The sequence below is a fragment of the Aestuariibius violaceus genome, assembly GCF_040779325.2.
Lineage (GTDB): Bacteria > Pseudomonadota > Alphaproteobacteria > Rhodobacterales > Rhodobacteraceae > Aestuariibius > Aestuariibius violaceus.
The window spans coordinates 894,509-906,105 of record NZ_JBFONT020000002.1; the positions used below are offsets into that span (position 1 = coordinate 894,509).

Genomic DNA, 11,597 nt, shown 5'->3' on the forward strand with positions numbered 1-11,597 from the left:
GTCAGCCCCGCCGCCGCGCCAGCCACGCCTCGAGCCGCGCGCGCAGATCCTCGGCCAGCGCCTCGTCGGCGATCTCGTCCAGCGCCTCGGCGAGGAAGGCGAGCGTCAGCAGATCCTGCGCCGCCTTCTCCGGCACCCCGCGCGAGCGCAGGTAGAACAGCGCGGTATCGTCGATCGCCCCGCTGGTGGAGCCATGGGAGCACGCCACATCGTCGGCATAGATCTCAAGCTCCGGCTTGGCGAGGAACTGGCTGTCATCATCGAGCAGCAGCGACTGGCTGATCTGGTAGCCGTCCGTCTTCTGCGCGCCGGGCTTAACCAGGATTTTGCCCTGGAACACGCCCACCGCGCCGTTGCGCAGCACCTTCTTGTAGACCTGACGGCTTTCGCAATTCACCGCGTCATGGGTGACGAAGACCGTGTCGTCGTGGTGGAAATCCTTCCCGTCGCCCACGGCCGCGCCGGCCACATGGGCGCTGGCATTGTCGCCCGCCATCTCGATGACGCATTCGTTGCGCGTCAGCACCCCGTTCGCGGTCAGCGTGAACGACTTGAACTGGCTCTCCTCCCCCAGCCGCGCGAAGGTCCCCGTCACCGCGCGTCGCTGATGATCGCGCCCCTGCGCCCGGACGTGGTGGAACGCCGCGCGATCGGCCACTTCGACCTCCATCGCCTTGTTGAACCGCGCCGCCGCCGGGCCGTTCTCAAGCAGCGTCAGCTCCGCGCCCTCTTCCAGCTTGATCAGGTGGTGCAGGATCGCATCCGAGGTCTCGTCGCGGTGGTGGTACATCAGGCTGACAGGCTTAGCCGCCTTGCCGGTGACACGGATCACCACGCCATCGGTGGCAAAGGCCGTGTTCAGCGCCGCGAAGGGCCGCTCAACCGGATCCTGCCCGCGCTCTTCCAGCTTGCCGTAAAGGTCCTTGGCCCAGTGGATGTCACGGGTGAAGACATCGGAAAGCCTGTGGATCTCCACGCCCTCCAACGCCAGATCGTCCGAGGCTTCCGCGTCGAACACCCCGTCGACGAAGACGATCTTCAGCCGGTCGACCTCGTGGAAGAGCGGCAGCTCATCCGTCTCGAACAGCGCCGCCGCATCCGGCGCGCTCTGAACGAGCGAGGCCGGATTGGTGAACTTCCAGTATTCGTCCCGCCGGTGCGGCAATCCCATCCGCACGACCCGATCCCGCGCCGCCTCACGGGCCGCATTGGCCCAGGCCGCGCCGTCCTCGAACCGCAGGGCGGCCAGCCGCTCTTCGGTCGCGTTCTGCTTCAGCTCCCGGATTGCCGACATCACACGGCCTCCGCCAGCAGATCTCCGTAGCCGTTATTCTCGACCTCAAGCGCCAGCTCCGGGCCGCCGGTCTTCACAATCTTGCCGTCCGCCATGATATGGACGACATCCGGTTTGATGTGATCGAGCAGCCGCTGGTAATGCGTGATCACCAGGAACGCCCGCCCCGCATCGCGCAGCGCGTTCACCCCTTCCGACACCAGCTTCATCGCATCCACATCCAGCCCGGAATCCGTCTCGTCCAGAATGCACATCCGCGGCTCCAGAACCGCCATCTGCAGGATCTCGTTCCGCTTCTTCTCCCCGCCCGAGAAGCCGACATTCACCGGCCGCTTCAGCATATCCGCGTCGATCTTCAACGCCTTCGCCTTCTCGCGAATGAGCTTAAGGAACTCGGCCGCCGACATCTCGTCCTCGCCGCGCGCCTTGCGCTGCGCATTCAGCGCCGTGCGCAGGAAGGTCATGTTGCCGACGCCGGGGATCTCCACCGGGTACTGGAACGCCAGGAACAAGCCAGCGGCGGCACGCTCTTCGGGGTCCATCTCCAGGATGTCCTCGCCTTCCAGCGTCGCTGACCCGTCCGTTACCTCATAGCCGTCACGGCCCGACAGCACGTAGGACAGCGTCGACTTGCCCGACCCGTTCGGCCCCATGATGGCGTGCACTTCGCCCGCCTTCACCTCAAGGTCGACCCCTTTCAGGATCTGCTTTTCCTCTTCCTCGAGGCTCACCTTCAACCCGTCGATCTTCAGCATCTCTTTCTCCTGTCTGCCTCCGCCGGCCCCTCAGACCAGCACGCGAAAACGCCCCGCTTCCGGGGTATCTCCCGGGCGAGGCGCCTTCAGTTTCGGTTGTGCGAATGCAGGGGCCCGCGCCCCCGCGTCTCTCAGAACGTGTAGGTGAAGAAGGTTCCCACCCGCACGCTGCGGAATTCCGTGTCTGCCTGCATCGTGGCGACCCATTCCTCGGGGAAGACCTTGGTCAGGTACTCCTGCGGCACCACATGCACGGCGTTGTGGATTGTAAAGCTCAGCGCCACGATCAGGACCACCTGGAACAGGAACGACCCGATCCCACCTTGCGCGAAGAGCCAGCGCAACGCGATCAGTACGACGATCGGTGCGCCCAGGCTCACGCCCAGCGCGATCTCGGGGCTCAACCCGGCCAAAGCCTCGCTGAACGTGTTCACCGACAGATAGAACGTCACGGCAAAGGCAAGCAGCGCGGCGACGACCGCCATGATGGGCGACGGCTTCACCCGGTCCGACCCGGCAATGGCGCCCTTGCGCCGATGCTTGTGCATCTTGATGCCCGTTTCCGGGTCGGTCCAGGTCTTGTTGCGGGGATTGTTGATCCGCTTCACGCGGTCGTTGAAAATCTTCTGCTGATCGAGAATGGATCCTGACGACATGATAACCACACCTCTTGCCTTCCGCTTCTTGACGTAGCGGCGCGCCATGGCGAAAAAGCGGCGCGGCAGCGGCGGCGGCACGGCCCTTTTCGCGCATTTTTGGCGAAGGTGAGGTCATCGGCAGAGGCATCACAGATCCTCGCCGTCCCAATAATCGGTCTGGCTCTCCCGGCGGCCCACATAGCGCAGATGGGCATCGAAAAAGCTCGTCCCCGGAGCGATCGCCAGGGCCGCGAATTTGCCGCTATCGGGGTACTCCACCACATCCGGATCGTTGCTGGTCGAGATACCGACATAGCGCAACGGCCCGTCACCGGTATTGATGATCTGATGCGCCGTCTCGGGCCCGCCCCGCGGCGCAACGCAGACATCGCCCGCCTTGATCACATGCTCTTCGGAACCAAACCGATAGGTCCCTTCCCCCTCCAGGATCACGAAGATCTCGTCATTGCCCAGATGGTTATGCAGCGGAAAGCCCCGCTTGCCGGGCTGGACCGTGATGAACATCGCCCCCAGCCCTTTCAGCCCGGCCTCCGACCCGAAAGAGGCAACCTCCGCCCCGAACTTCTCCGACCCCTGCTGCGGCGCCATCGGAAAGGCATCAAGCTCATCAAGATGAATAACGGGGATGGCCATGGTCAGCTCTCCTTTGCTCAGGAAATCGTCACAGCGGTCCCGGAGGCCGAGACCATCAGCGTGTTGTTGACGACCTCGCAATCCAGATCCACGCCGACCAGAGAGTTCTCGTTCGGAAGCTCCTGATCAAAAGTGATATCGCGACCGACAAAGATCGCGCGGCTTTGCTGAGTTGGGCGTATCGTGCTGATCATCTGTCTTTCCTACTCGCTGGCAAGCGTGACCAAGTCTGAAACGTGATATGGACCAAAACCATCATTCATCACTCCGCGCCGCGACAGGATCCGCCAGCACCTCAGGCGGCAGCATGTCAACGTAGGTCGATGGGAGCTTTCTGGTCACTTCCCCACGCGCGACCAGGATGTCGAGGCACATAAGCACCAGATCGGGGCTTTCAAAAACGCTGTCCGCGCAAAGCGCCAGATGTTTGATCTGATCCGATGTCAGGTCCTCGGGCTCTTCCATGTTTCGGATCCAAACAGCATCTCCGTCGATCGACTGGCTCGCGGCGCGCCGGCGATGCAGTCGCTTTGATTGACTTGACGGCAGCAGTGCTGGTTTCTGGAAAAGGATCTTGTGAAGAACGAAGCCCTGTCTTTCCATCTCTTGATCGATATCGCGCATCAGGGGCTGCCCATCATAAATGCGATAGAAGGCGACTTCAGGCATGATGGCCACGGCTTTCGAAAGCTTCTGCCTGCCGCCCTCGAGGATTGCCAGTTCGGCACCCTGGGCATCCATCTTCAGGAAATCGATCGGCGGAACATCTTCGAGGCGATCAAGCTGATGAAGATCCATCTCGATCTCGTCCACTCTGCGCCTGATCCAGTGCATCTTGCCCATGAACCTCGCGGCTGCGGGCCGGAACGGAAAAAGTGACGAGAGGGAATTGATCTGGTGCGCCCGGAAGACATAACGCCCTTCCGGGCCAATGGCATATGGTAGATATGTGCGATCCCCGTTTGCAGCCTCTTTCTGAAGAGCCTCAAACGCAGCCGGATCAGGCTCGAATCCAACCAGTCGTCCAGCACCGACCCTAAGCAGGTTTTCATAGCTGGGAGTATTGATCGGATTGGCTCCGACATCGACCACAGCCATAGGACGAGGCAGGTTCAGTGCACGTGCAAGCTGCCGCAAACGTCTGCGTTTCGGCACTCGCGCCGGCGGGGTTTCCACGTTGAGGTTAGACATCAGGGCTTCAACATGACAGGTGACCGGGAGACCACGCGCTCCCCTCCTTTGCTCATGTAACGGTGACAGCGGTCCCGGAGGCCGAGACCATCAGCATATTATTGACCACCTCGTAATCCAGATCGACGCCGACGACAGCGTTGGCCCCTGCCGCCACAGCCCGCTCCTCCAGCTCGCGCAGAGCGGTCTCCCGCGCCTCCTGCAACGATTTCTCGTAGGCGCCCGACCGTCCGCCGACGATATCGGTGATCTGCGCGAAGACGTCCCGGAACACATTCGCCCCAAGGATCGCCTCACCCACGACAATCCCGTGGTAGCGGGAGATCGTACGGCCTTCGATGGTCGGCGTAGTTGTGGTGATCATTCGAACGCTCCCTTCCGCTCCATCTCTTCGACGCACTCGGACGTGACGAGCCTGCGAGCGATGTCCCCGAACCTAAGCACTTTAAGAAGCCCCTCACGGTTTCCACTCTCAAACTCTGCCGCTACGACCGCAGCTTGCTCATCCGTCAAACTGTACTTTCGCTTCAACCAGTTTGTCGCTCCGTAGCCGTCGTCAGATCGAGCGCGTCGCACGCTCCACTGTTCGTAAGCGAACCTGATGTTGAATTGCTCGGACGCAATCCACATGCCCTTTGCGGCACGACGCGAGTATCCGAAATACCGTTCGAGTCCGGTATACTTACGAATACCTGCTTCATTGAGCCGCTCAGTATAATCTCGTGCAGTCTCGCCATCGAGGGGAACGAGGGATTGGTCGTTGGCCTCGTCAGCCAACGCTCCCCTCCAGCGAGATCGCGACAAGCTGCTGCGCCTCCATGGCGAATTCCATCGGCAGCGCCTGAAGCACTTCCTTGCAGAACCCGTTGACCACAAGCGCCACCGCCTCTTCCTCGTCCATGCCGCGGCTCCGGCAATAGAAGAGCTGGTCGTCATCCACCTTCGACGTCGTCGCCTCGTGCTCCACCCGGCTCGAGTTGTTCTTCACCTCGATATACGGAACCGTATGCGCCCCGCACTTGTCGCCGATCAGCAGGCTGTCGCACTGGGTGTAGTTCCGCGAGTTCTTCGCCTTCGGGTGCATGGAAACAAGCCCGCGATAGGTGTTCTGCGCCTTGCCCGCGCTGATCCCCTTCGAGACGATGCGGCTCTTCGTGTTCTTGCCCAGATGCACCATCTTCGTGCCGGTATCGGCCTGCTGCATGTTGTTGGTGATCGCGATCGAATAGAACTCGCCCTGGCTGTCGTCGCCCCGCAGGATGCAGGACGGGTACTTCCAGGTCACGGCCGAGCCGGTCTCGACCTGGGTCCACATCACCTTCGACCGGTCGCCCCGGCAATCGGCGCGCTTGGTGACGAAATTGTAGATGCCGCCCTTGCCGTCCTCGTCGCCGGGATACCAGTTCTGGACGGTCGAATACTTGATCTCCGCATCGTCGAGCGCCACCAGCTCCACGCAGGCCGCATGCAGCTGCGCTGTGTCGCGTTGCGGCGCGGTGCAGCCCTCCAGATAGGACACATAGGAGCCCTTGTCGGCGATGATCAGCGTCCGCTCGAACTGGCCGGTATTCTCCGCATTGATCCGGAAATAGGTGCTCAGCTCCATCGGGCAGCGTACGCCCTCGGGCACGTAGACGAACGACCCGTCCGAGAACACGGCCGCGTTCAGCGTCGCATAATAATTGTCCGATTGCGGAATGACCGAGCCGAGGTATTTCTTCACCAGCTCGGGATGCTCCTGGATCGCCTCCGAGATCGAGCAGAAGATGACGCCCGCCTTCTTCAGCTCTGCCTGGAACGTTGTCCCGACCGACACCGAATCGAACACCGCATCGACGGCCACCTTCCGGCCCAACGCCTCCTCCGCGCCCTCGACACCGGCCAGAAGCGCCTGCTCCTTCAGCGGGATCCCCAGCTTCTCGTAGGTCGCCAGAAGCTTCGGATCGACGTCATCGAGCGATTTCGGCTTGGTCTCGAACGACTTCGGCCGCGCATAGTAATACTGGTCCTGAAAATCGATCTCGGGGTAATCGACCATCGCCCATTCGGGCTCTTCCATCTGAAGCCACCGCCGATACGCCTCGAGCCGCCACTCCAGCATCCATTCCGGCTCGCCGTTCTTCTCGGAGATCAGCCGCACGATATCTTCAGAGAGGCCCTTGGGCGCGAACTCCATCTCGATATCGGTGTCCCAGCCATGCTTGTAGGTGCCCGAAAGCTTGGCGACCGCATCCACGGTCTCCTGATCGACTCCGTCCTTGACGTCCAGCTGGTCCATCGCGTTCATGCCGCCTTCCTCCATCTCAGGCCGCCCGGGCCCGGTGTTTTTCACAGGCTGCCGTCCACACATCCGCGAACCGCAGCACCTCGTCTTCCGTCGTTGTGGGCCCCAGCGACACGCGCACCGCGCTTGCCGCCTCCGCCTCGCTATACCCCATCGCGCTGAGCACCCGGCTCGCCCGCACCTTTCCGCTTGAACAGGCCGAGCCTGCGCTGATCGCGAACCCGGCCAGATCCATCGCCATCACCTGCGTCTCGCCCTTCCACCCGGGCGCGATCATGCACGACGTGTTCGGCAACCGCTCAACATCTTTCCCGACAAAAATAGTCTCTGGCGCGCGCGCCTCAATGGTCTTTTCTAGAATATTTCTAAATTCGGCAACCCGATCCCAGACGCCCGCCTCAAGATCTCGTGCTGCCGCCTCCGCCGCAGCCCCAAATCCAGCGATCCCGATGACGTTCTCCGTCCCCGACCGCCGCCCCATCTCCTGCCCGCCGCCTTTCAGCTGCGCGGCGACATCCAGACCACGCTTGACGATCAACGCACCGACGCCTTTCGGACCGCCGAACTTGTGGGCCGAGACCAGCGCCATATCGGCACGGCTCCGATCGAACCGCCACGCTATCTTGCCGATCGCCTGTACGGCATCCGAAACAAGCAACGGTCGCGGAATTGTCCTATCAAGCGCAGCGGCAAACTTGTCGACCGGCTGCAGAACGCCGGTTTCACTGTTCGCGGCCTGGACAGCGACGATAACCCGGGCGTGTTCGGCCAGCGTCAGATTGGCGACCTGCTTCCAATTGATCCGCCCGTTTTTCCAGGGCTTCAGCGTCAACCAGCGCCCCCGCCAAGCTGCCACGCAATCGTGCTCGATCTCGCTCGAGATCACGGTTTGCGGCACATTGGCCAGCGTTGACACATGCCACGGGCGACCATCGGCATCCGGGGCATCCTTTTCCGGATCAACGTCCCGGTGTCCTGCCAAGGCAAGCGCCGCCGCCTCCGTCGCGCTTGACACAAAGATCACGTCATCGTCTTCCGCACCCACAAGCCGCGCCACCTGCGCCCGCGCCCGCTCGACGATCGCCTTCGCCGCCCGCCCTTCCGAATGGACCGAAGACGGATTGCCCACGACATCCATCGCCGCGATCATCGCCTCCCGCACCTCCGCCCGCAAAGGCGCCGTCGCATTCCAGTCGAGATAGACCCGCTCTCTCACGCGGCCCTCTCCTCTTTGCCTTCCAAATATCCCGGGGGTTTGGGGGCAGCGCCCCCAAGGCCTGCGCGGCCCGAGCGCAAAGGCATCGCGCGCGGCGCAGCCGCACCGATAAGCTCAGCCCCGGCAGGCTCAGTCATCCACCACCTCCAGCAGCGCCGGCACAGCCGGGCACGGCATCAGGTCGTTGGCCACCACATCCGACAACCGCGTCTGGTGCAGGAACACGTAGACATGGGCCGACAGCCCCTCCCACAACCGGTTCGTCAGGGACTGCGCCTTCGACCCGGAGAGCCCGCCAGAGGCGCCCGCCCCCTTGTGCATCGCGCTCACCGTCTCGTCGACGGCGGACAGGATATCGACCACCCGGATCTCAGACGTGGGCCGCGCCAGCCGGTAGCCGCCCCCCGGGCCCCGCACGCTCTCAACCAGCCCCGCCTTGCGCAGCTTCACGAAAAGCTGCTCCAGATAGGGCAGCGAAATGTCCTGCCGCTTGGAAATCTCGCCCAGCGACACCAGTGCCTCCCCCGGCTGGATCGCCAGATCCGCCAGCGCGACCATCGCGTATCGTCCCTTCGTGCTGAGCTTCATCGTACGCGCCCCCAAAAAATGCCGCATATTGACGCCGCACCGCCCCCCCATTAACTGCCATGCAGCCCGTGGGAGACGCCGCCTCTTCTTAGAACCGTTCTAAAGAACCTGAGCGAAGCCGTCAACAATCCCCACCCGGATACGTAGTCGCGAAGGACGCTTATGCCCGAAGTCATCTTCCCCGGCCCCGAGGGCCGCCTCGAAGGCCGCTACCACCCTCAGAAAGCCAACGACGCCCCGATCGCGATCATCCTGCATCCGCACCCGCAATTCGGCGGCACGATGAACAACCGCGTCGTCTACAACCTGCATTATGCGTTCTACAACATGGGCTTCACCGTCCTGCGCTTCAATTTCCGCGGCGTCGGCCGGTCCCAGGGCGAATACGACCAGGGCGTGGGCGAACTCTCTGACGCCGCCTCCGCCCTCGACTACCTGCAATCCATGAACGCGAACTCCAAGCATTGCTGGGTCGCGGGCTTCTCCTTCGGTGCGTGGATCGGGATGCAGCTTCTGATGCGCCGGCCCGAGATCACGGGCTTCATCTCGGTCTCGCCGCCCGCCAACATGTACGACTTCTCGTTCCTCGCCCCCTGCCCGTCCTCGGGCCTGATCCTCTCGGGCACCGCCGACCGCGTCGCGCCGCCCCAGGATACCCACAATCTCGTCAACAAACTGCACGAGCAGAAGGGCATCACCATCACCCATACCGAGATCGAAGGCGCCGGGCACTTCTTCGAAGACCCCTATATGGAGCCGATGATCGACACGGTGACGGAATACGTTCAGCGGCGCCTGACCGAAAACACGCGCTGAACCGGCAACGAGTGATGTAGGACGATGGGTGTTCTTGATGACATAGCCGACGATCTCGCGATGCGCGCCCTGCGCGCCGCGGACAAGACCGGAAATGAAGAGCTTGTCGATCAGCTGGTCGCGGTCCTCGGCGCCTCGTCCCAGACGCTCGAAGAGGCCTACAAGACCTCCGTCCGTGTCCGCCGGGCCGAGCTGCTCGCGCGCGAGATGCTGGGCGAGCCACGCGTCAACCTCGACACCCGCGGCCAGGTCACCGTCGCCATGGCCCCCGGCGCCGTCCCCGCTGCACCCGCAGCCCCTGCCGTGGCCGCCGCCGCCGAAGCGCTCCCCCCGCTCGAGGTTCCGCCCGCCCCGGCGGCCCAGGCGGCCCCGGACCTGCCGCCCGCGGATATCGAGCTCTGGCCCGACGAGGTCACCCTCGAAGGCGACCTCGTCAAACTCGTCCCCCTCGAGCTCTCCCATGCCGAAGGCCTCGCCGAAGCCGTGCAGGACGGCGCCATCCACCAGCTCGAACTGACGACCGTCGCCGCCCCCGGCGAGATGGAGGACGAGATCCGCCGCCGCCTCTCCCTCCGCGCGCGCGGCACGATGCTGCCCTTCGCCACGCTCACGCCCGAGGACAAGCCGGTCGGCATGACGACCTACATGAACATCGACGCCGAGAACCGCCGCGTCGAAATCGGCTCCACCTGGCTCGCCAAATCCGCCCAGCGCACGGGCATCAACACCGAAGCCAAGAAGCTGATGCTCGAACACGCCTTCGAAACGCTGGAGTGCATCGCCGTCGAATTCCGCACCCACCGCGACAACCGCCAGAGCCGCACCGCCATAGAACGCCTCGGCGCCCGCCTCGACGGCATCCTGCGGGCGCATATGAGAATGCCTGACGGCTCGCTCCGCGATTCCGCCGTCTACTCCATCACCGCCGAGGAATGGCCCGCCGTCCAGGGCCAGCTGCGCAGCCTGCTCAACCGGTAAGGGCTGCCGCCACGGCGTTTGGATCAATCGCGCACTCAAACCTCGGACAAGATGACATCAGCCGAATGGCCTAATGTCTTGTGCCCAAAGGGGGGCCATTTCTGCTTGGCCGCCTCATGATCCGGAACTCAGGCAGCCTTGCGATTGGCCGCAGACCTGCTCAGACGGCCGATCATAAGCAGCCTTCTCAGATCGGGATGCGCCCCCTGAATCAGTGCCAAGACATCGGCATATCCTTCATGCGCAGCCAGAAGCCGAAGTGACCTGTTGTCCGGGAAAACCAATTTGACCCCTGTTGCCGGGTTCTTGCCTGCCGGTTCCACTTTCGCAACCTCACTAAGAAGGAAGTGCCGAGGCCTGCGAAACAAGCGCCTGAGGACGATGTCCTCTGACGAGACCTCAATCCGTGTGAACGCTGTCGCGAGAAGCGCCAGACCCAGGATGGAAAACCCACACAACCCCGCAAAGACAGACCAGTTCTTGAATGTCTGCTCTTCCGGATCCGGCAGGACTGCGAACCAGTAGAACACCGCTCCGCCCCCGAAGAAGAGCAAGTTCCAGAAGGCAATCGAAAGAATTCGGCGCGGCGGCTTCATGACGGCCACTTCACGCGTGCCGATCCCCGTTTGGTGTCGACGATTGGCGGTGCCCGCGCCTGTGTCCCAGCCAGTCATCGACGCAGCTGCCTGCTTTCTCAGGATGCGGTTGAAGATCCGGCTATTTATCCAATAGAGGATCGCGGCAAAGGCCAACGCAACAAGCAGCCAAACAGGATTGGCGACCAGAAATCCGATGGCCGAGATTCTTTCCTGAAGCCAGCTCTGCATCCGCCAGACCTTTTTGCAAGGGAACGCCAGGCAGGCGGCATAATTGGAAAGACGACCGGATGCCAGCCATCGTAGCCCCACCGGCACCGTCAGCCCTTCACCGCACCACCCACCGTAGGATGGGTGATTTCACCCATCATTCCACCCGGAAACTATCCCGCCCACGGTCCAAACCGTGGCGCCGCGCCGCAGCAGCATCGTGGGATCGGCAATCTGCCCACCACCTCACCGAATGATCAACCGCAACCCGCCAGCATCGTTTCCGGCCGTTGCCCCGCAAACTCACCGCACGCTCCGGTAACGGCGCTCAATCCGCCCATCCCCTCCGACGTAATGCCGACGCGATGCCGACCGGA

The 11,597-nt window shown here is 62.9% G+C and carries 14 protein-coding genes; 2 read left to right on the forward strand and 12 right to left on the reverse strand.

The genetic code is table 11. From position 1 onward, the window contains the following. Position 1 precedes the first annotated feature (1 nt). The 11 genes from sufD to iscR form a co-directional block, all read right to left on the reverse strand. Positions 2 to 1,294 carry a Fe-S cluster assembly protein SufD gene (gene sufD, locus AADZ90_RS11655; protein ID WP_367310161.1) on the reverse strand — a complete coding sequence of 431 codons (1,293 nt, stop codon included), beginning with the start codon at positions 1,292 to 1,294 and terminating at the stop codon, positions 2 to 4. Further along, positions 1,294 to 2,049, reverse strand: coding sequence for a Fe-S cluster assembly ATPase SufC (gene sufC, locus AADZ90_RS11660; RefSeq protein ID WP_367310162.1), 756 nt, complete (start codon positions 2,047 to 2,049; stop codon positions 1,294 to 1,296). Before sufC ends, sufD begins: the two co-directional genes overlap by 1 nt. Before the next feature lie 131 nt (positions 2,050 to 2,180). Then, positions 2,181 to 2,705, reverse strand: a complete 525-nt coding sequence (locus tag AADZ90_RS11665; protein ID WP_411997012.1) for a hypothetical protein — start codon at positions 2,703 to 2,705, stop codon at positions 2,181 to 2,183. A 129-nt stretch (positions 2,706 to 2,834) separates the two neighbouring features. Next, positions 2,835 to 3,341 (reverse strand): cupin domain-containing protein, encoded by a 507-nt coding sequence (locus AADZ90_RS11670; RefSeq protein ID WP_367310164.1) that lies wholly within the window; start codon positions 3,339 to 3,341, stop codon positions 2,835 to 2,837. A 17-nt stretch (positions 3,342 to 3,358) separates the two neighbouring features. Next, positions 3,359 to 3,535, reverse strand: a complete 177-nt coding sequence (locus tag AADZ90_RS11675; protein WP_367310233.1) for a YbjQ family protein — start codon at positions 3,533 to 3,535, stop codon at positions 3,359 to 3,361. A 61-nt stretch (positions 3,536 to 3,596) separates the two neighbouring features. Next, the gene (locus AADZ90_RS11680) at positions 3,597 to 4,532 is read right to left on the reverse strand and encodes an FkbM family methyltransferase (protein ID WP_411997013.1); all 936 of its coding nucleotides are present in this window, start codon (positions 4,530 to 4,532) and stop codon (positions 3,597 to 3,599) included. A gap of 52 nt (positions 4,533 to 4,584) precedes the next feature. Continuing rightward, positions 4,585 to 4,896, reverse strand: coding sequence for a heavy metal-binding domain-containing protein (locus AADZ90_RS11685; RefSeq protein ID WP_367310166.1), 312 nt, complete (start codon positions 4,894 to 4,896; stop codon positions 4,585 to 4,587). Continuing rightward, on the reverse strand, positions 4,893 to 5,309 hold the full coding sequence (locus AADZ90_RS11690; protein WP_367310167.1) for a hypothetical protein: 417 nt from the start codon (positions 5,307 to 5,309) through the stop codon (positions 4,893 to 4,895). Before AADZ90_RS11690 ends, AADZ90_RS11685 begins: the two co-directional genes overlap by 4 nt. After that, positions 5,302 to 6,819 carry a Fe-S cluster assembly protein SufB gene (sufB, locus tag AADZ90_RS11695; RefSeq protein ID WP_367310231.1) on the reverse strand — a complete coding sequence of 506 codons (1,518 nt, stop codon included), beginning with the start codon at positions 6,817 to 6,819 and terminating at the stop codon, positions 5,302 to 5,304. The genes AADZ90_RS11690 and sufB overlap by 8 nt, the downstream gene beginning before the upstream one ends. Before the next feature lie 16 nt (positions 6,820 to 6,835). After that, on the reverse strand, positions 6,836 to 8,032 hold the full coding sequence (locus tag AADZ90_RS11700) for a cysteine desulfurase family protein (protein WP_367310168.1): 1,197 nt from the start codon (positions 8,030 to 8,032) through the stop codon (positions 6,836 to 6,838). Between the two features lie 129 nt (positions 8,033 to 8,161). Continuing rightward, complete coding sequence (gene iscR / locus AADZ90_RS11705; RefSeq protein WP_367310169.1) at positions 8,162 to 8,620, reverse strand: Fe-S cluster assembly transcriptional regulator IscR; 459 nt, start codon at positions 8,618 to 8,620, stop codon at positions 8,162 to 8,164. A gap of 162 nt (positions 8,621 to 8,782) precedes the next feature. Between iscR and AADZ90_RS11710 the strand changes: the two genes are divergently transcribed. After that, positions 8,783 to 9,436, forward strand: coding sequence for an alpha/beta hydrolase (locus tag AADZ90_RS11710; protein WP_367310170.1), 654 nt, complete (start codon positions 8,783 to 8,785; stop codon positions 9,434 to 9,436). Between the two features lie 24 nt (positions 9,437 to 9,460). Next, positions 9,461 to 10,414 (forward strand): GNAT family N-acetyltransferase, encoded by a 954-nt coding sequence (locus AADZ90_RS11715; RefSeq protein ID WP_367310171.1) that lies wholly within the window; start codon positions 9,461 to 9,463, stop codon positions 10,412 to 10,414. A gap of 128 nt (positions 10,415 to 10,542) precedes the next feature. On the opposite strand, the gene AADZ90_RS11720 is transcribed toward AADZ90_RS11715, so the two are convergent. Continuing rightward, a complete protein-coding gene (locus AADZ90_RS11720; RefSeq protein WP_367310172.1) occupies positions 10,543 to 11,241 on the reverse strand; it encodes a hypothetical protein in 699 nt (232 codons plus the stop codon). Positions 11,242 to 11,597 lie beyond the last annotated feature (356 nt).

Coding starts and splice junctions, on each gene's coding strand:
- sufD (WP_367310161.1), bottom strand. CDS start 1,294: ATGTCGGCAATCCGGGAGCTGAAGCAGAACGCGACCGAAGAGCGGCTG.
- AADZ90_RS11685 (WP_367310166.1), bottom strand. CDS start 4,896: ATGATCACCACAACTACGCCGACCATCGAAGGCCGTACGATCTCCCGC.
- iscR (WP_367310169.1), bottom strand. CDS start 8,620: ATGAAGCTCAGCACGAAGGGACGATACGCGATGGTCGCGCTGGCGGAT.
- AADZ90_RS11675 (WP_367310233.1), bottom strand. CDS start 3,535: ATGATCAGCACGATACGCCCAACTCAGCAAAGCCGCGCGATCTTTGTC.
- AADZ90_RS11680 (WP_411997013.1), bottom strand. CDS start 4,532: ATGTCTAACCTCAACGTGGAAACCCCGCCGGCGCGAGTGCCGAAACGC.
- AADZ90_RS11715 (WP_367310171.1), top strand. CDS start 9,461: ATGGGTGTTCTTGATGACATAGCCGACGATCTCGCGATGCGCGCCCTG.
- AADZ90_RS11670 (WP_367310164.1), bottom strand. CDS start 3,341: ATGGCCATCCCCGTTATTCATCTTGATGAGCTTGATGCCTTTCCGATG.
- AADZ90_RS11720 (WP_367310172.1), bottom strand. CDS start 11,241: ATGCAGAGCTGGCTTCAGGAAAGAATCTCGGCCATCGGATTTCTGGTC.
- sufC (WP_367310162.1), bottom strand. CDS start 2,049: ATGCTGAAGATCGACGGGTTGAAGGTGAGCCTCGAGGAAGAGGAAAAG.
- AADZ90_RS11710 (WP_367310170.1), top strand. CDS start 8,783: ATGCCCGAAGTCATCTTCCCCGGCCCCGAGGGCCGCCTCGAAGGCCGC.
- AADZ90_RS11665 (WP_411997012.1), bottom strand. CDS start 2,705: ATGTCGTCAGGATCCATTCTCGATCAGCAGAAGATTTTCAACGACCGC.
- sufB (WP_367310231.1), bottom strand. CDS start 6,819: ATGAACGCGATGGACCAGCTGGACGTCAAGGACGGAGTCGATCAGGAG.